At 43.8% G+C, this 17,113-nt stretch carries 18 protein-coding genes; 16 read left to right on the forward strand and 2 right to left on the reverse strand.

Annotated features, from left to right (window positions below):
- The first annotated feature begins 2 nt into the window (after positions 1-2).
- Genes BN3282_RS08170 through thiI form a run of 5 tightly spaced genes read left to right on the forward strand, consistent with a single transcriptional unit; the run spans position 3 to position 5,044 of the window.
- Positions 3-905, forward strand: coding sequence for a glycoside hydrolase family 25 protein (locus tag BN3282_RS08170; RefSeq protein WP_082667507.1), 903 nt, complete (start codon positions 3-5; stop codon positions 903-905).
- The gene (prmA, locus tag BN3282_RS08175; RefSeq protein WP_059068202.1) at positions 902-1,855 is read left to right on the forward strand and encodes a 50S ribosomal protein L11 methyltransferase; all 954 of its coding nucleotides are present in this window, start codon (positions 902-904) and stop codon (positions 1,853-1,855) included. Before BN3282_RS08170 ends, prmA begins: the two co-directional genes overlap by 4 nt.
- Positions 1,856-1,870: 15 nt before the next feature.
- On the forward strand, positions 1,871-2,608 hold the full coding sequence (locus BN3282_RS08180; RefSeq protein ID WP_059068204.1) for a 16S rRNA (uracil(1498)-N(3))-methyltransferase: 738 nt from the start codon (positions 1,871-1,873) through the stop codon (positions 2,606-2,608).
- 43 nt (positions 2,609-2,651) lie between these two features.
- Positions 2,652-3,806, forward strand: a complete 1,155-nt coding sequence (locus tag BN3282_RS08185) for a cysteine desulfurase family protein (protein WP_059068206.1) — start codon at positions 2,652-2,654, stop codon at positions 3,804-3,806.
- A gap of 56 nt (positions 3,807-3,862) precedes the next feature.
- Complete coding sequence (gene thiI / locus BN3282_RS08190) at positions 3,863-5,044, forward strand: tRNA uracil 4-sulfurtransferase ThiI (protein ID WP_059068208.1); 1,182 nt, start codon at positions 3,863-3,865, stop codon at positions 5,042-5,044.
- Positions 5,045-5,109: 65 nt separating this feature from the next.
- Here the strand turns inward: thiI and BN3282_RS08195 are convergent, their stop codons facing one another.
- A complete protein-coding gene (locus BN3282_RS08195; protein ID WP_059068210.1) occupies positions 5,110-5,343 on the reverse strand; it encodes an HPr family phosphocarrier protein in 234 nt (77 codons plus the stop codon).
- 115 nt (positions 5,344-5,458) lie between these two features.
- On the opposite strand from BN3282_RS08195, the gene mtaB reads away from it, so the two are divergent.
- The 11 genes from mtaB to BN3282_RS08250 all read left to right on the forward strand — a co-directional run bounded on the left by mtaB (position 5,459) and on the right by BN3282_RS08250 (position 16,194).
- A complete protein-coding gene (gene mtaB, locus BN3282_RS08200) occupies positions 5,459-6,769 on the forward strand; it encodes a tRNA (N(6)-L-threonylcarbamoyladenosine(37)-C(2))-methylthiotransferase MtaB (RefSeq protein ID WP_059068212.1) in 1,311 nt (436 codons plus the stop codon).
- A 109-nt stretch (positions 6,770-6,878) separates the two neighbouring features.
- Entirely contained in the window at positions 6,879-7,142 is a 264-nt protein-coding gene (locus tag BN3282_RS08205; protein ID WP_059068214.1) for an IreB family regulatory phosphoprotein, read from the forward strand.
- Between the two features lie 6 nt (positions 7,143-7,148).
- Entirely contained in the window at positions 7,149-7,592 is a 444-nt protein-coding gene (gene ruvX, locus BN3282_RS08210; protein WP_059068216.1) for a Holliday junction resolvase RuvX, read from the forward strand.
- The gene (locus BN3282_RS08215) at positions 7,579-7,839 is read left to right on the forward strand and encodes a DUF1292 domain-containing protein (RefSeq protein WP_059068219.1); all 261 of its coding nucleotides are present in this window, start codon (positions 7,579-7,581) and stop codon (positions 7,837-7,839) included. The genes ruvX and BN3282_RS08215 overlap by 14 nt, the downstream gene beginning before the upstream one ends.
- A gap of 76 nt (positions 7,840-7,915) precedes the next feature.
- Entirely contained in the window at positions 7,916-8,389 is a 474-nt protein-coding gene (locus tag BN3282_RS08220; protein WP_059068221.1) for a Fur family transcriptional regulator, read from the forward strand.
- 131 nt (positions 8,390-8,520) lie between these two features.
- On the forward strand, positions 8,521-10,191 hold the full coding sequence (locus tag BN3282_RS08225; RefSeq protein ID WP_059068223.1) for a ribonuclease J: 1,671 nt from the start codon (positions 8,521-8,523) through the stop codon (positions 10,189-10,191).
- A 3-nt stretch (positions 10,192-10,194) separates the two neighbouring features.
- Positions 10,195-10,848: an O-methyltransferase gene (locus tag BN3282_RS08230; protein WP_059068225.1), complete on the forward strand. Its 654-nt coding sequence runs from the start codon at positions 10,195-10,197 to the stop codon at positions 10,846-10,848.
- Positions 10,845-12,068, forward strand: coding sequence for a peptidase U32 family protein (locus BN3282_RS08235; RefSeq protein WP_059068227.1), 1,224 nt, complete (start codon positions 10,845-10,847; stop codon positions 12,066-12,068). Before BN3282_RS08230 ends, BN3282_RS08235 begins: the two co-directional genes overlap by 4 nt.
- Positions 12,069-12,296: 228 nt before the next feature.
- Positions 12,297-13,520, forward strand: coding sequence for a molybdopterin molybdotransferase MoeA (locus BN3282_RS08240; RefSeq protein ID WP_059068229.1), 1,224 nt, complete (start codon positions 12,297-12,299; stop codon positions 13,518-13,520).
- A complete protein-coding gene (mobB, locus tag BN3282_RS15045; RefSeq protein ID WP_082667508.1) occupies positions 13,517-14,590 on the forward strand; it encodes a molybdopterin-guanine dinucleotide biosynthesis protein B in 1,074 nt (357 codons plus the stop codon). The genes BN3282_RS08240 and mobB overlap by 4 nt, the downstream gene beginning before the upstream one ends.
- 167 nt (positions 14,591-14,757) lie before the next feature.
- Positions 14,758-16,194: an SLC13 family permease gene (locus tag BN3282_RS08250; protein WP_059068232.1), complete on the forward strand. Its 1,437-nt coding sequence runs from the start codon at positions 14,758-14,760 to the stop codon at positions 16,192-16,194.
- On the opposite strand, the gene BN3282_RS08255 is transcribed toward BN3282_RS08250, so the two are convergent.
- Positions 16,184-17,101 carry a LysR family transcriptional regulator gene (locus BN3282_RS08255; protein WP_059068234.1) on the reverse strand — a complete coding sequence of 306 codons (918 nt, stop codon included), beginning with the start codon at positions 17,099-17,101 and terminating at the stop codon, positions 16,184-16,186. The genes BN3282_RS08250 and BN3282_RS08255 overlap by 11 nt on opposite strands.
- Positions 17,102-17,113 lie beyond the last annotated feature (12 nt).

Here is a 17,113-nt window from a genome sequence, read left to right on the forward strand (position 1 = left end):
GCATGGAAAAGAAAATCTATCGGGTATGTATGACACTTTTATGGATGCTTTGTTTGACATCTTGTCGGGCAAAAGGGCAGGAGACAATGACAGAACAAGTCACAGGAAAAGAAGCCGTAGGAGAACAGACAAGACAGGAAGAAACAAAAGATACATATACATTTGTGGATGTATATGGTCAGAAGTATGAGGCGGAATTGCTGCCGGATGTGCCGAAGTGCCAATATGATTACAGATATTTACAAGAAAAAGGCGGATATACATATTATGAAGATGAGGAGAACGCTTTCTTTTCTATACCGGGGATCGACGTGTCGGAATTTCAGGGAGAGATCGATTGGAAAGCTGTAAAAGAAAGCGGTATGTCTTTTGCGGTGATCCGGCTTGGATACCGGGGATATGGAGAAGAAGGAAAACTTGTACTGGATGCGAAGTTTGAACAGAATATAGAAGGAGCGCAGAAAGCAGGACTAAAGACAGGTGTATATTTTTTCTCCCAGGCAGTTTCTGATACAGAGGCAAAAGAGGAAGCTGCGTTTGTCTTAGCGCAGTTGGAAGGGAAAAAACTGGAATTGCCGGTCGTCTTTGACACAGAGGAGATCAAGGGGGATACGGCGCGGACAGATGGAAATACGCGGGAACAATATACGGAAAACTGTAAGGTGTTCTGTGAGGAGATCGAGGATGCGGGATATGATACGATGATCTATGCCAATATGAAATGGATGGCATTTACGCTTTACATGGAGAGGCTGACAGAGTACGATATATGGTATGCAGATTATGAAGCGAAACCACAGTGTCCTTATGCGTTTTCTATGTGGCAGTATTCAGAGACGGGAGCAGTGCCGGGAATTGAAGGAAATGTGGATCTGAATATATGGTTTCAGGAGGAAGAAAAATGAAATGGAATAAATTTCGGTTAAAGACAACAACACAGGCGGAGGATATCGTCAGCAGCATGTTGATGGATCTGGGGATACAGGGGGTAGAAATAGAGGATAAGATCCCTTTAAGCCAGTCTGATAAGGAGCAGATGTTCGTAGATATCCTGCCGGAAACAGAGGCGGACGACGGGACGGCGTATTTGAGCTTCTATCTGGAAGAGGGAGAAGAGAAGGAGCCGCTTCTTGCCCGTGTAAGAGCTGAGTTAGAGGAAATCCGGACATATGTAGAAGCAGGAGATCTGACGATTGAGGAGTCCCAGACAGAAGATGTGGACTGGGTGAATAATTGGAAACAGTATTTCCACCAGTTTTATGTGGATGATATATTGATCATTCCTTCCTGGGAGCAGGTGAAGCCGGAGGATGAAGATAAACTGGTGATCCATATAGATCCGGGGACTGCGTTTGGCACAGGGATGCATGAGACGACCCAGCTTTGTATCCGACAGATCAGGAAATATGTAAACGAGCATACGAAGATCTTAGATGTAGGATGCGGAAGTGGTATTTTGGGTATGTTAGCGTTGAAGTTTGGCGCTGCTTACAGTGTAGGGACCGATCTGGATCCGTGCGCGATCGAAGCCACGTATGAGAATATGAGAGAAAACGGGATATCCAAAGAGCAGTATGAGGTTATGATCGGAAATATCATCGATGATAAGCAGATACAGGATAGAGTCGGGTATGCATGTTATGATATCGTTGTCGCCAATATTCTGGCTGACGTACTGACAGAGTTGACGCCGGTGATCGTCCATCAGCTGAAAAAGGGAGGGATCTACATTACCAGCGGCATCATAGACGATAAAGAGCAGACAGTGGTAGAAGCGGTGGAAAAAGCCGGACTGGAAGTCCTGCAGGTGACATACCAGGGAGAATGGGTCTGCGTGACCGCGAGAAAAAATTAAAGGAGTTTGTACAGTATGCATCATTTTTTTGCAGACCCGTCCTGTATCAGGGAAAATAAGATCTATCTGACAGGCGGGGATGTCAGCCATATGAAGAATGTCCTGCGCATGAGGGCGGGAGAAGATGTGACAGTCGGTGATAATGAAGGAAACACGTATTTATGCTGCCTAGAGACATTCGAGTCAGGCACAGCCGTATTGGATATATTGAAGAAGCAGGAAAATGACACAGAACTGCCGGCCAGACTGTATCTGTTCCAGGGACTTCCTAAAGGGGACAAGATGGAGTGGATCGTACAAAAAGCGGTGGAATTGGGTGTGTATGAAGTCATTCCTGTGGAGACAAAACGAAGTGTTGTGAAATTAGATGAAAAGAAAAGCACACGTAAGATACAGAGATGGAATCTGATCGCCAAAGGAGCTGCCGAACAGTCCGGCAGGGGGAGGGTACCGGAAGTATGCCCGGTCATGAGCTGGAAGGAAGCGCTCACACGCGGCAGGGAGATGGATGTGCTTGTTATTCCATATGAATTGGCGGAAGGAATGGAAAGGACAAAGGAAATTTTTTCCCATATCCGCCCTGGACAGTCTGTAGGAATCTTTATAGGGCCTGAGGGAGGATTCGAACAATGGGAAGTGGAGCAGGCAAAAGAAGCAGGCGCCTCTGCCATCACCCTTGGAAAACGTATTTTACGGACGGAGACGGCGGGGCTTGCGGCTCTGTCCATACTCATGTATCACCTGGAAGGATAATTTCATAGTCTATATAGTAAGAAGAAGTAAAGGAAGAAATGTTATGGAAATCTATTTGGATAACTCCGCTACGACCAGATGCTATCCGGAAGTGGGAGAGCTGGTATATAAGGTCATGTGCCAGGATTATGGAAACCCGTCCTCCATGCACAAAAAGGGCGTGGAGGCAGAACATTATGTCAAAGAGGCAAAAGAACGAATCGCCAAGATCTTAAAAGTGGCTCCGAAGGAAATATATTTTACTTCCGGAGGCACGGAAAGCGACAATCTGGCCTTGATTGGCTGTGCCAGAGCCAATCGGAGGGCGGGAAATCATCTGATCACTTCCTCCATCGAGCATCCGGCTGTCTTAAATACGATGCGTCATCTGGAAGAAGAAGGGTTTCGGGTTACCTATCTTCCGGTAGATGAAAATGGAAGGATCAGACTGGATGCTTTGCAAGAAGCGCTGTGTGAAGATACGATATTAGTTTCTGTCATGTATGTGAATAATGAAGTGGGCTCTGTGCAGCCAGTAGAAGAAGCAGCAAAAATCGTAAAACAGTATGATCCGCGGATTCTATTCCATTCAGATGCCGTGCAGGGATTTGGGAAATATCACATTTATCCGAAACGGACAGGGATCGATCTTTTGACAGCAAGCGGTCATAAGATACATGGACCTAAAGGAATCGGCTTTCTCTATATCGGGGAAAAGGTGAAAATACAGCCGATCGTATTTGGAGGAGAACAGCAGAAAAATATCCGCTCCGGCACAGAGAATGTACCGGGAATCGCGGGGCTTGGACTTGCCTCTTTAAAAATCTATCAGGATCTGGATGTGAAAGTTGCCTTAATGAGAGAGTTGAAAGAATATTTTCTTGAAGGAATATCGAAAATAGAAGATACAACAGTGCACGGGCTGACGGATGAAAACAGTGCTCCACATATCATCAGTCTAGGAGTAGCAGGGGTCAGAAGCGAGGTTCTTTTGCATGCACTGGAAGAAAAAGGTATCTATGTTTCTTCCGGGTCTGCGTGTTCCTCCAATCATCCATCGATCAGCGGTGTGTTAAAAGGGATCGGAGCGGCCAGAGAATACCTGGACGCAACCTTAAGATTCAGTATGTCAGAGTTTACGACAAAAGAAGAAATTGACTATACATTAGAAACACTATATAATTGTGTACCGGTACTTCGGAAATATACGAGACATTAAAAGACAGAAGAAGTGCTGCAGAGTCTGTTGAAGAAAGTTTTGCAAAGGAGAGGAAAATGGAATATCATTCATTTTTGATAAAATACGGGGAGATCGGGATTAAAGGGAAGAACAGATATTTGTTTGAAGACGCCTTGATCCGGCAGATCAAGTTTGCCTTAAAGGAGATAGACGGTACGTTCTGCGTGCACAAATGTCACGGCCGGGTTTATGTAGACTGTGAAGGCGCGTATGACTATGAAGAGACAGTAGAAAGCCTGAAAAGAGTTTTTGGGATCGTGGGAATCTGTCCAGTCGTTCGTCTGGAAGATAGAGGGTTTGAAGAACTAAAAAAAGATGTGATTCGTTTTATAGATGCGTCATATCCGGATAAAAATAAGACATTTAAGGTAGAGGCAAGAAGAGCAAAGAAGCAGTATCCGATGAATTCCATGGAGATCAACTGTGAACTTGGCGGCGCGATCTTAGATACTTTTCCGGAAATGAAGGTGGATGTGCATGAACCAGATATCCGTCTGAATGTAGAGATCCGGGAAGAAATTTATCTGTATTCACAGATCATTCCGGGACCGGGCGGAATGCCGGTGGGAACAAACGGAAGCGCTATGCTTTTGCTGTCAGGCGGGATCGACAGCCCGGTTGCCGGATATATGGTGGCAAAGCGGGGCGTGGAACTGGAGGCGACTTATTTTCATGCGCCTCCTTACACAAGCGAACGTGCAAAAGAAAAAGTGGTGGATCTTGCCAGGATTGTCGCCGGATATGCAGGGCCGATCAAGCTGCATGTTGTGAATTTTACAGATATTCAGCTGTATATTTATGAGCAGTGTCCCCATGAGGAACTGACAATCATCATGCGGCGGTATATGATGAAGATCGCAGAACATTTTGCAAAGAAGGATGGATGTCTTGGATTGGTGACAGGGGAAAGTATCGGTCAGGTGGCGAGTCAGACAATGCAGAGTCTGGCGGTGACAAATGCTGTGTGTACGCTTCCGGTGTATCGGCCTTTGATCGGATTTGACAAGAAAGAAATCGTGGAAATTTCTGAAAAGATAGATACCTACGAAACTTCCATCCAGCCTTTTGAGGACTGTTGTACGATCTTTGTGGCAAAACATCCTGTGACAAAACCAAATCTGGAAAGGATCGAGAAATCCGAAGAGAATCTGAAAGAAAAGATTGAAGAACTTTTCCGCCAGGCAGTAGAGTCTGCGGAGATCATACAGGTGAGATAGAGAAATTTACGCAAAAGAAAAGCTGTCTCTGAAAAGAGACAGCTTTTGTACCAATGCATATTGGATTATTTGATAATGTAAGGCTCCAGCGCTTTCATAATATTATCTAAATCTCCATCTGCATGGATGTTTAAATCAATCGGCTTAGAAAGATCCAGGCTGAAAATACCCATGATTGATTTTGCATCTATTACATATCTTCCGGATACTAGATCAAAGTCATTATCATATTTGGTAATCTCATTGACGAATGACTTTACTTTGTCGATAGAATTTAAAGAAATCTGTACAGTCTTCATGTTACCGTCCCTCCTTGATATAGATACTGCAGGCCCTCGCAGACCATATATATATTCTACGGGATGATAGTTTAAAAGTCAAGAAACAAAGAAGGAAAAAGAAGGAAATAGAACAATGAAAAAAGCAGCGTTGCACAATCTAGGGTGTAAAGTAAATGCCTATGAGACAGAGGCTATGCAGGAAATGTTGGAAAAAGCGGGATATGAGATCGTCCCTTTTAAAGAAGGGGCTGATGTCTATGTCATCAATACCTGCACAGTTACAAATATAGCAGATAGGAAATCACGACAAATGCTCCATCGTGCCAGAAAGTTCAATCCGGACGCAGTCGTCGTCGCAGCGGGCTGTTATGTGCAGGCACAGGATAAAAAGGGAGAAAAGGATCCATGTATAGATATCGTGCTTGGCAATAATAGAAAAAAAGATCTGGTCGCTGTGCTCGAAACCTATTTTACACAGCAGAAAAGAAAGAAACATGCAGAGATAGAGGATCTGATCGATATAAACCATACAAATGAGTATGAGAATATGTCGGTCACTAAGCCGCAGGAACATACTCGTGCTTATATCAAAGTGCAGGATGGATGCAATCAGTTTTGCTCCTACTGTATCATTCCCTATGCCAGAGGACGGGTTCGCAGCAGGGCCAAAGAAGATGTGTTAAGAGAAGTAAGGACGCTTGCGAAGAATGGCTATCAGGAGATCGTACTTACGGGAATCCATTTGAGCTCTTATGGGGTGGATATTTCAGATGAAAAAGAGGATCTTCTTTCCTTGATCTTGGCGGTCCATGAGGTGGAAGGAATCAAGAGGATACGTCTTGGCTCCTTGGAACCGCGGATTGTAACAGAAGAATTTGCAGCGACACTTGCAGGGCTTGAGAAGATATGCCCGCACTTTCATCTGTCGATGCAAAGCGGATGTGACGCCACATTAAAGCGGATGAACCGCAGATATACAAGCGAGGAATACGCGGAAAAATGCCAGCTTCTCAGGAAGTATTTTCAGCATCCCGCCCTGACGACAGATGTGATCGTTGGCTTCCCCGGAGAGACAGAAGAAGAATTTGAGATGACACGGCAGTTCATTGATAAGATCGGTTTTTATGAGACTCATATTTTCAAGTACTCAAAAAGAGAAGGCACAAAAGCTGCTGTTATGGAAGCCCAGGTATCTGAAGAAATAAAAGCCCAGAGAAGCGCTGTTCTTATAGAACTGGGAGAAAAGCATCGCAGGAAATATATCCGGGAATATAAGGGGAAGGAAGCAGAAGTACTGATTGAAGAACAGATTCGGTATGAGGGAAAGAAAGTGTGGACGGGACACACGAAAGAATATATGAAAATTGCACTAGAAGATGATAGAAATTTACAAAATTGTATCATAAAAGTTCAAATTGACAATGATTTGCAAATTATTCATTGAATTTTGAAGGGCCTTATATTAGAATTGTACATAGAAGGCTTGGCATTTTTGTCAGAATCCTGATGAAAAATGTAAAATATAAACAATGCAGATAAAAGGAGGAGTAGAAATGGGCGATTTAAGCAATACCCAGTTTTTCCAGGTGGAGCCGGGACCGCAGATTTCCGCAAAAGATATATTGGAAATCGTGTTTAAGGCACTCAAGGAAAAGGGGTATAATCCGGTGAATCAGATTGTAGGATATATCATGTCCGGTGACCCGACATATATCACCAGTTATAACGGGGCGCGGAGTCTGATCATGAAAGTAGAGCGCGACGAGTTGGTAGAAGAGCTTTTAAAAGCGTATATCGAGCATCAATCCTGGGAATAATCTGTCATGAGGATCATGGGACTGGATTACGGTACGAAGACAGTGGGCGTCGCGATCAGCGATGCACTTGGTCTGACTGCCCAGGGTGTAGAGACGATCGAACGGAAAGAGGAAAACAAGCTGCGCCGTACTTTAGCTCGTATTGAAGAACTGGTGAAAGAATACGAAGTGGAGAGGATCGTGCTTGGTTTTCCCAAACATATGAATAATGATATTGGAGAGCGTGCAGAAAAAGCATTGGAATTTCGCGATATGCTTGTGCGTCGAACAGGGCTCGAAGTGATCATGTGGGATGAGAGACTGACGACAGTAGAGGCAGAACGCACATTGATAGAGAGCCGTGTAAGACGGGAGAACCGTAAAAAATATATCGATAAGATTGCAGCAGTGTTTATACTGCAGGGATATTTGGATTCTATATATACGGGGAGTTTATATGGAGAAGATTAAATTTGCATTTGGAGATGGAAGCGGGGAGACTGCGTTTTTTGTATTGGAACAAACAAAGATAGGTGGCTTTGTCTACATACTTGTAACGGATTCTAAGGAAGATGATGCGGAATGTCTGATCTTAAAAGAAATCAATGACAGTGCGTCATCAGAAAGTGTATATGAGATCGTTGAAGATGAAACAGAACTTCTGGCAGTGTCAAAAGTCTTTGAGGAACTGCTGGGGGATGTGGATATTGAAATGTAAAATCCTCTTGGATATTTACAATAGATTGCTCTTTCATGAGGGAAGAGTACTTACAGCATAAAATGGAGTATTGCTGATGGAACAGAAAAAGGTGCAGGAACTGCTGAAAGCAAAATTAAAGGAAAAAGGATTGAAAGTTACGCAGCAGAGGTTGTTTGTGCTGTCGGTCCTGGCGGAAAACAAGGGCAGACACATGACGGTGGAAGATATTTATGAACTGGTGTCAGCAGACTATCCAGAGATTGGTCTGGCAACAGTATATCGGGCTGTACAGCTTTTGTGGGATATGCAGTTAGTGGATCGCATCAATCTGGATGATGGCTGTGTGCGTTATGAGATCGGACATCTTTTGGAAGGAGAGATGAGACATAATCACCACCATTTGATCTGTCGGACATGCAAGAGGGTGATTCCTTTTGAAGATGACCTTTTGGAGGAACTGGAACGTCATATCGAGGAGGCATCCGGCTTTCATGTATTGGATCATGAACTGAAATTTTACGGACAGTGTAAAGAGTGTTTGAAGAAGGAAAAACAAAACAACGCTTAGAGGCAGATTACCTGATTGTGCCGAGGCGAAGGACGAGCCGTGGCACGTTCTTTTCGTGTGCAAAGAAAACGCAGACACTCCTTTTGTGAAAAGTAGGAAAATTACATACTATTTATGGAGGTGTTGGATTTTTGAAAAAAGAGTATAAAGGGAAGTTACGTATCATACCGCTGGGAGGGCTTGAACAGATTGGTATGAATATTACAGCATTTGAGTATGAGGACAGTATCATCGTCGTAGACTGTGGACTTGCATTTCCAGAGGATGATATGTTGGGAATTGATCTTGTCATACCGGATGTGACGTATTTAAAAGATCATGCAGACAAAGTGAAGGGCTTTGTGATCACGCACGGGCATGAGGATCATATAGGGGCACTGCCGTATGTGTTAAAAGAGATCAATCTGCCCATCTATACGACAAAGCTGACGATGGGAATCATAGAAAACAAGTTAAAAGAGCATAATCTGTTAAGAGGAACAAAGCGCAAAGTTGTGCGCCACGGGCAGTCTATCAATCTTGGAAAATTCAGGATCGAATTTATCAAGACAAATCACAGTATCCAAGATGCGTCTGCCCTGGCAATCTACTCTCCGGCAGGGACAGTTGTGCATACGGGAGACTTTAAAGTAGATTACACACCGGTATTTGGGGATGCAATCGACCTGCAGCGTTTTGCTGAGATCGGCAAGAAAGGCGTGCTGGCGCTGATGTCAGACAGTACAAACGCAGAGCGCAAAGGCTTTACGCAGTCCGAGAAGACGGTGGGGATCACATTCGACCATATTTTCGCAGAACATCAGAACACTCGTCTGATCATTGCAACCTTTGCGTCTAATGTAGACCGTGTACAGCAGATTATCAACTCTGCGTATAAATATGGCAGAAAAGTTGTAGTAGAAGGGCGCAGTATGGTAAATATCATTTCTACGGCGTCAGAGTTAGGCTACTTGAATGTGCCGGATAATACGTTGATCGAGATAGACCAGATGAAGAACTATCCGCCGGAGAAGATGGTATTGATCACCACAGGCAGCCAGGGAGAATCTATGGCGGCGCTGTCGCGTATGGCGGCGGATGTGCATCGCAAAGTGACAATCCAGCCCAATGATACGATCATTTTCAGCTCGAATCCGATTCCGGGAAATGAAAAATCTGTATCTCGTGTGATCAATGAGTTGTCGGCAAAAGGGGCGGAAGTCATCTTCCAGGATGCGCATGTATCCGGGCATGCTTGTCAGGAAGAGCTAAAGCTTATCTACTCTCTTGTGAAGCCGAAATATGCGATTCCGGTCCACGGAGAGTACAGACATTTAAAAGCAAACGCAGGTATCGCAAGATCTCTGGGAATCCCGAAAGAGAATATATTTATCATCCAATCTGGAGATGTGCTGGAAGTCAGCGAGGAGAAAGCGGAAGTTGTAGATAAGGTGCATACAGGCGCGATCCTTGTAGACGGACTCGGCGTTGGAGACGTAGGAAATATTGTACTGCGTGACAGACAGCATTTGGCGGAGGATGGAATCATGATCGTAGTCCTGACGCTGGAGCGCAGGACGAACCGTCTGCTTGCGGGACCGGATATTGTTTCCAGAGGCTTTGTCTATGTAAGAGAGTCGGAAGGACTTATGGAAGAGGCGAGAAACGTTGTGTCAGACGCCTTGGATACATGTTTGTCCGGAAGAAATACGGACTGGAATAAGATTAAACTGGTGATCCGGGATACTATGAATGATTTCATCTGGAAAAAAACAAAGAGGAAACCAATGGTCATTCCGATTATCATGGATGTGGATGTGTAAGATATGATAGTAGATGAGCGTATCATTACATTCATCAACTCTTTTGAAACGCAGAACAGCGAAATATTAGAAACGATAGAGAAGGAAGCTCTTGCGTCCCGTGTGCCGATCATAAGGAAGGAGATGCAGAGCTTCCTTAAAGTACTTCTGACACTGACTAAGCCTAAAAAGGTGCTGGAAGTAGGGACAGCGGTTGGTTTCTCTGCGTTGTTGATGAGTGAGTATACTCCGGCGGACTGCCGAATAACGACAATTGAAAATTATGAAAAGCGGATTCCGGTGGCAAAGGAAAACTTTCTGCGTGCAGGACAGCAGGATAGGATCATTCTACTGGAAGGCGATGCTGCTGAAGTCTTAAAAAAGTTAAAAGAAAACTATGACTTTATCTTTATGGATGCGGCGAAGGGACAGTATATCCACTATCTTCCAGAGGTATTGCGGCTCCTTGCCAAAGATGGTGTACTGGTTTCGGATAATGTGATGCAGGACGGAGAAATCATTGAGTCCAGATTTGCTGTAGAGCGCAGAAACCGTACGATCCATGCCAGAATGAGAGAATATTTATACGAACTGAAGCATAGAGAAGAATTACTTACTACGATCCTTCCCTTAGGGGATGGCGTGGCAGTCAGTGTAAGAAAGGAAAAGAAAGAATGAGCAGACACCCTGAATTACTAATTCCCGCAAGCAGCCTGGAAGTGCTGAAAACAGCGGTCATATTCGGCGCGGATGCAGTTTATATCGGAGGCGAGGCGTTCGGACTGCGGGCGAAAGCAAAAAATTTTACAATGGAAGAGATGAAAGAAGGCATTGGATTTGCCCATGCCCATGACGTGAAGGTTTATGTGACAGCAAATATTCTCGCCCATAATGAAGATCTGGCGGGAGTGAGAGCATATTTTGAAGAATTAAAAGAGATACAGCCGGATGGACTGATTATTGCAGATCCTGGTGTTTTTGAGATTGCAAAAGAAATATGCCCGGAAATCGAGCGGCATATCAGTACACAGGCAAATAATACAAACTACGGAACCTATCAGTTTTGGTATAAGCAGGGAGCGAGCCGGGTGGTGGCGGCGCGAGAACTGTCTCTGCAGGAGATCAAAGAAATCAGAGCGCAGATTCCGGCGGATCTGGAAATCGAGGCATTTGTCCATGGGGCGATGTGCATATCCTATTCCGGACGCTGCCTGCTCAGCAATTATTTTACCGGCAGAGATGCCAATAAAGGCGCCTGTACGCACCCATGCCGCTGGAAATATGCAGTCGTGGAGGAGACGCGTCCGGGAGAATACATGCCGGTGTATGAAAACGAAAGAGGAACGTATATTTTTAATTCCAAAGATCTGTGTATGATCAGCCATATCCCGGAACTTTTGGACGCAGGCGTGGACAGCTTGAAAATAGAGGGAAGGATGAAAACAGCGCTGTATGTGGCGACTGTGGCAAGAACATACAGGAAAGCGATCGACGATTATCAGAAGGATCCTCGATTGTACGAAAAAAATATGCCTTGGTATTTGGAGCAGATATCCAACTGCACATACCGACAGTTCACTACGGGATTTTTCTTTGGAAAACCGGATGAAAATACCCAGATCTATGACAGCAATACCTATGTAAAGGAATATACGTATCTGGGAATCGTAGAAGAAGCAGTGGGAAACAGCGTTCATATCGAACAGCGCAACAAATTTTCCGTTGGAGAAAAAATCGAGATCATGAAGCCGGACGGAAGAAACATTGAGACGACTGTCAAAAGAATCGCTGACACAGAGGGAAAAGAACAGGAAAGTGCTCCACACCCAAAACAGGAACTAGTGGTAGAACTGGAGCATGCGGCAGAAAAATATGATCTGTTAAGAAGGGCAGAATAAGGAAAGACAGTTTCGATTTTTTGAAGAATCGTTTCATTATGTTATGGATTGCGGACTCTTAGGAGTCCGTTTTTTGTTTTAAGTCATAGAAATGAAGAATTGCAAGCAGTTTTTCTGGTAGCTGGCATGAGAAAAATGATATGCCGGATAGGGGTGCATTCGTTGACACTGCAAAATGAAATCCTATATGATGAATAATAAAATCGAGTATTAAGGGAGAAAAAGAAAATGAAAACAACAGGAAAGGATATAGATTTTAGAGAGGCAAGAGACATCATGCTGGATGCGGCAGAGGCTGTCGAAATTGAACGGATTCTACTGGAAAATTGTACAGGCAGGATTTTGGCACAAGATTTGGTTGCGGCGGAAAATGTGCCTGCGTTTGACCGTTCGCCGTATGACGGATATGCATTCCGGGCAAAAGATGCCGCAGAAGCTTCGTATGAAAATCCGATTACGCTGAAAATACTAGAAGAAGTTGCGGCGGGAGCAGTTCCAACAAAAGTTGTTACCGAGGGAACAGCAGTTAAGATCTTGACGGGAGCGCCGATTCCACAAGGAGCAGATGTTGTTGTCATGTATGAGAAGACAACATTTACAGAGAAAGAGGTGATCTTAACGGAACCGGTAAAAAACGGGGAAAATATTGTACGTGCAGGAGAAGATATCCGGCTGGGAGACGTGCTGGCAGAAAGGGGAACAGTGATCGACTGTGGAATAGCAGGGACACTTGCTTCACAAGGGGACTTCTATCCGCAAGTATATCGCAGACCGCGGATTGGACTGATTTCTACGGGGAATGAAGTGGTAGATTCTAAAGAACAGATTCCGGCAGGCAAGATCAGAAATACCAATCGATATCTTTTGGCAGCAGAAGTATTGAGAAACGGATGTGAACCGATCTATCTAGGCAGAGCGGGAGATTCGATAAATGAAATCAAGGAACTGCTTGAAAAGGGGTTGCAGACTTGTGACGCACTGCTACTGACAGGCGGAGTTTCCGTAGGAGATTATGACTTGACGCCGACAGCAATGGAACAAAGCGGAATTCATATCCTCGTGCAGGGAGTGGGGATGAAACCAGGGATGGCATGTGCCTATGGGGAAAAAGATGGAAAGACTGTTTACGGTCTGTCAGGCAATCCGGCATCTGCGCTGACTGGATTTTATGCGGTGGTCATGCCGGTCCTAAGGAAACTGGCAGGACGAAAAGAGTATATACCACAGGAAATTGTGGTCACATTGGCGGATGATTTTACAAAGGCAAGTCGGTGTACACGTCTGCTGCGCGGAAGATTAGATATCAGCGACGGCACTGCAAAGATCAGAATATCTGGGAAACAGGGCAATGTTGTGATCAGCAGCGCGATTGGATGTGACGTATTGGCTATCGTGCCGGCAGGAAGCGGACCGTTAAACGCTGGGACAGAACTGAAAGGGATTTTATTATGAAAAAACAACCATTTCTATTTGCAATCAGCGGAGTTAAGAATTCTGGGAAGACGACGCTGATCACCAAATTAATTCCGTTGTTCAAAAAATACGGACTTTGTACAGCAACTATCAAACATGACGGACATGAATTTGAGGCAGATGTACCGGGCACAGATACCTATCGGCATCTACAGGCGGGAGCCTATGGGACTGCGGTGTTTTCCGGTTCGAAATATATGATCATAAAACAACAAGAGGCAGTTTCGGAAGAAATGCTTGCCTTTTGTTTTCCGGAGGCGGATATTATCCTTCTGGAAGGGTTCAAATACAGCAGCTACCCGAAAATTGAACTGGTGAGGAGAGAAAATTCAGAAAAAACGATATGTAGAGAGTATCAATTGATGGCGGTCGCGGCAGATTTTCAGATAAAGCAAGATTCGGATAAAGCGATTCCGGTATTGGATCTGAATGATACGGAGGGCATAGCCGAGTTTATATTAGACTACTGGTTTATCAAAACGAAACTATCTATGACCATTTTGGCGGGCGGATTGAGCAGCCGCATGGGGGTTGACAAAGCAGATCTGAAATATAAGGGAAAGACATTTCTTCAAATCCAAATTGAAAAAGGAAAACAGTTGGGGATTGAAGAAATATTGGTATCCGGTTACAGAGGAAAGGAATGTACAGAGTGTATCGTAAGAGACAGATATCCTCAAAAAGGGCCGCTGGGAGGACTGGATGCTGCATTTAGAAAGAGTAAGCGGGAGTATAGTCTGATCATCACAGTAGATGTTCCGTTGGTGACAGTAGAAGTTTTAAGAACTTTGATCACAGATTTTCGGAAGAGTCGGATGTTGGGAGACGGACAGCCGATACGGGTAGTAAAACATGGCGAGAGGCTAGAACCTTTGCTGGGAATCTATGAGGTGAGTCTGGCAGATCTGATAGAAATGGAAATTGAAGGAGGGAAAGGACGTGTATTTCGTGTATTGGAAAAAGCGGGATATGACGTAAGTGAAAGTCCTGTACCGGAGGAGATTTTTGAAAATATAAATGATCCAGAAAGTTATGAGAAATTGAAATGAAAAAAGGAAATATATCTATAACAATAGAGTTGTGCAATGTGCTAGCGAAAAATGTGCTAGCAGGATAGTTGATATAAATATTATACAAAATATGTGGCGAGATATATAATCTGACTATATAAAGAGCGCTCATCTAAATTAAGAAAGGGATGAAAGGAAGACATTTTATGAAGAGTAAAAGCATGAGTTATTATGTAAAATCTTTGGTTGGTCTGGTAATTATGTTTGGATTTCAGTACCTTCCTCCGATCGGACCGCTGACACATCTGGGAATGCAGGTGACAGGTATCTTTATCGGTTTGATTTATTTATGCTGTGTAGTGGATATTATCTGGCCAAGTATGGTAGGGCTGATCGCACTGGGGATGTCAGATTATTGCACTGTAACGGAAGCGATTGCGGCAGGATTTGGAAGTGAATTGGTTTGGATGATGTTGATCATCTTGATCCTTGCAGAGGGAATCAGTCAGAGTGGACTAGGGGAGATACTGGCGCGATGGTTTATTACGAGAAAAGTATTGCGAAATCGGCCAATGCTGTTCACATTTGTTTACATGATAGTGTTTGGAGTTTGTTCGTTGCTGATTTCTTCAAATGCGTCTGTCATTCTGGCATGGGCAATTTTCTATAATATTGCAGATATGGCCGGCTATAAGAAAGGCGAGAGATACAGTACTATGATGATCATAGGATGTTTCTTATCGTGTATCATCTATGAAGGGTTGTTTGCATTCCAGAGTTGGTGGCTGGTATTAGCACAGACATTCGAAGACATGACAGGATATGGAATCAACTATGTGACATATTTCATTATTGGCTTTATTATTGAAAGCTTGGTTAATCTTTTGTGGCTGCTTGCGATGAAATTTGTATTTAAGTGTGATTTTGAAAAGTTGAACGGTATTGATGTTGAAAAGTTGGAAGGAGAAGGCGAACTGAAGTTAAATTTTCAACATAAAATGTTGTTCTTATGTTTTGGATTAATTGTAGCGTATGTACTCGTAACAATTGTTTTACCGGCAGAATGGCCGCTTGTTGCATTGCTGAACCGGATTACTCAGGCAGGATGGTTTGCACTTGTACTTGTTCTGGCAATGGTTGTGAGATATGAAAACAAGCCGGTTTTGGATTTTTCAAAAGCTGCGTCTACCGGATTGAGCTGGAGTATTTTAATGATGTGCGCGGCGATCATCCCGGCGGCAAGAGCTCTGACATCAGAGGGGACAGGCGTGACAGAACTGCTGAGTAATATTTTATCTCCTCTGTTTTCAGGAATGAATCCGGTTGTATTTCTCGCCGCGATTTTGATCTTGCAGATGTTCCTGACCAATGTGGGAAGTAATATGGCGACAGGTATTGTATTGATGACGGTTATTATCCCATTTGTAGGAAACTATTATTTCTCACCGGCATTAGTCGGAATGATCATTATTTTTGTAGCGACGATGGGATTTATTTTACCAGGATCTTCAGGAATGGCGCCGTATCTGTACAGTAATAAGTGGATTGAAGTGAAAGATATTTATAAATACGGACTTTTTTATTGTTTGATATTTTTCATCTGCGCACTGCCGGTATACTTGGTTGCAAGCTTTATTGTTTAAGGGTGGAAAAAAAGCTGCGGATTTCCTGCATTAGCAGGGTTTCCTGAATGCTTAGCCGGGAAGTGACATCACACATCATAAAGATAGTCAGGTTATTTTCAAATCCCGTGACATCAAGCATTTTAAGCTGACCGCTTTGGATTAGAGGATCTTGGTTTAAAGTAAGCGCGGGAGTGATGATGACTTTATCCGGGCTATCAACCAGTATCTGCTTGGTGACTTCCAGGTTGTTGAGAACGGTAAATGTATTAAAGCTGTGTAGAATATGCCCGATGGGTTTATCCTGTGGGCTGGGATAGTTATGAGTCAATAAAAGATGTAAATGCATGATCTCACTTATATCTACCTCGTTTCTTGCTGCAAGTTCCGACTGAGAAGATACAAGAACACAAAAGTGATCCTGACAGAGCGGCTCTACATATACTTTTCCATTCTGGAACTGTGTACCACTGAAGTTTGCAGTAGATTCTGCAGCAATTACAATGCTGGCAAGGTGAGAGGAGATACAGTTTTGTAAATCTTCATAGCCTACTTCATAAACATGGAGATGTGTGTGGCTATGCTGTCTGGACCAGATATCAGTAAGATAATGGGAGAGAGCATTCGTGGCGGCGGGAAAGACGCCCAGATTGATGATCCGTCGCTGTTGGTTTTCGTTAGAACTGAGAAAATGGAGTTCATCGTTTTTAGAAAGAATATCTTTCATCAATGAAATTGCCTGTTCACCGTCCGCAGTAAGCGTGACTCCTTTGTTTGTTCGATAAAATAGTTGAATATTGAGTTCGGCTTCGATGGAGTTAATGATAGCGCTCAGACCGGTTTGGCTGATGTATAATTTTTTGGCAGCTGTAGAAATGGATTTATGTTTTGCAACTTCAACTAAATAATTTAAATGTTCAATACGCATAGTACTACCTCA

Source organism: Mediterraneibacter massiliensis (genome assembly GCF_001487105.1).
Lineage (GTDB): Bacteria > Bacillota > Clostridia > Lachnospirales > Lachnospiraceae > Mediterraneibacter > Mediterraneibacter massiliensis.

Coding starts and splice junctions, on each gene's coding strand:
- BN3282_RS08255 (WP_059068234.1), bottom strand. CDS start 17,101: ATGCGTATTGAACATTTAAATTATTTAGTTGAAGTTGCAAAACATAAA.
- thiI (WP_059068208.1), top strand. CDS start 3,863: ATGGAATATCATTCATTTTTGATAAAATACGGGGAGATCGGGATTAAA.
- BN3282_RS08240 (WP_059068229.1), top strand. CDS start 12,297: ATGAAAACAACAGGAAAGGATATAGATTTTAGAGAGGCAAGAGACATC.
- mobB (WP_082667508.1), top strand. CDS start 13,517: ATGAAAAAACAACCATTTCTATTTGCAATCAGCGGAGTTAAGAATTCT.
- BN3282_RS08235 (WP_059068227.1), top strand. CDS start 10,845: ATGAGCAGACACCCTGAATTACTAATTCCCGCAAGCAGCCTGGAAGTG.
- prmA (WP_059068202.1), top strand. CDS start 902: ATGAAATGGAATAAATTTCGGTTAAAGACAACAACACAGGCGGAGGAT.
- ruvX (WP_059068216.1), top strand. CDS start 7,149: ATGAGGATCATGGGACTGGATTACGGTACGAAGACAGTGGGCGTCGCG.
- BN3282_RS08220 (WP_059068221.1), top strand. CDS start 7,916: ATGGAACAGAAAAAGGTGCAGGAACTGCTGAAAGCAAAATTAAAGGAA.
- mtaB (WP_059068212.1), top strand. CDS start 5,459: ATGAAAAAAGCAGCGTTGCACAATCTAGGGTGTAAAGTAAATGCCTAT.
- BN3282_RS08205 (WP_059068214.1), top strand. CDS start 6,879: ATGGGCGATTTAAGCAATACCCAGTTTTTCCAGGTGGAGCCGGGACCG.
- BN3282_RS08250 (WP_059068232.1), top strand. CDS start 14,758: ATGAAGAGTAAAAGCATGAGTTATTATGTAAAATCTTTGGTTGGTCTG.
- BN3282_RS08195 (WP_059068210.1), bottom strand. CDS start 5,343: ATGAAGACTGTACAGATTTCTTTAAATTCTATCGACAAAGTAAAGTCA.
- BN3282_RS08185 (WP_059068206.1), top strand. CDS start 2,652: ATGGAAATCTATTTGGATAACTCCGCTACGACCAGATGCTATCCGGAA.
- BN3282_RS08170 (WP_082667507.1), top strand. CDS start 3: ATGGAAAAGAAAATCTATCGGGTATGTATGACACTTTTATGGATGCTT.
- BN3282_RS08230 (WP_059068225.1), top strand. CDS start 10,195: ATGATAGTAGATGAGCGTATCATTACATTCATCAACTCTTTTGAAACG.
- BN3282_RS08215 (WP_059068219.1), top strand. CDS start 7,579: ATGGAGAAGATTAAATTTGCATTTGGAGATGGAAGCGGGGAGACTGCG.
- BN3282_RS08180 (WP_059068204.1), top strand. CDS start 1,871: ATGCATCATTTTTTTGCAGACCCGTCCTGTATCAGGGAAAATAAGATC.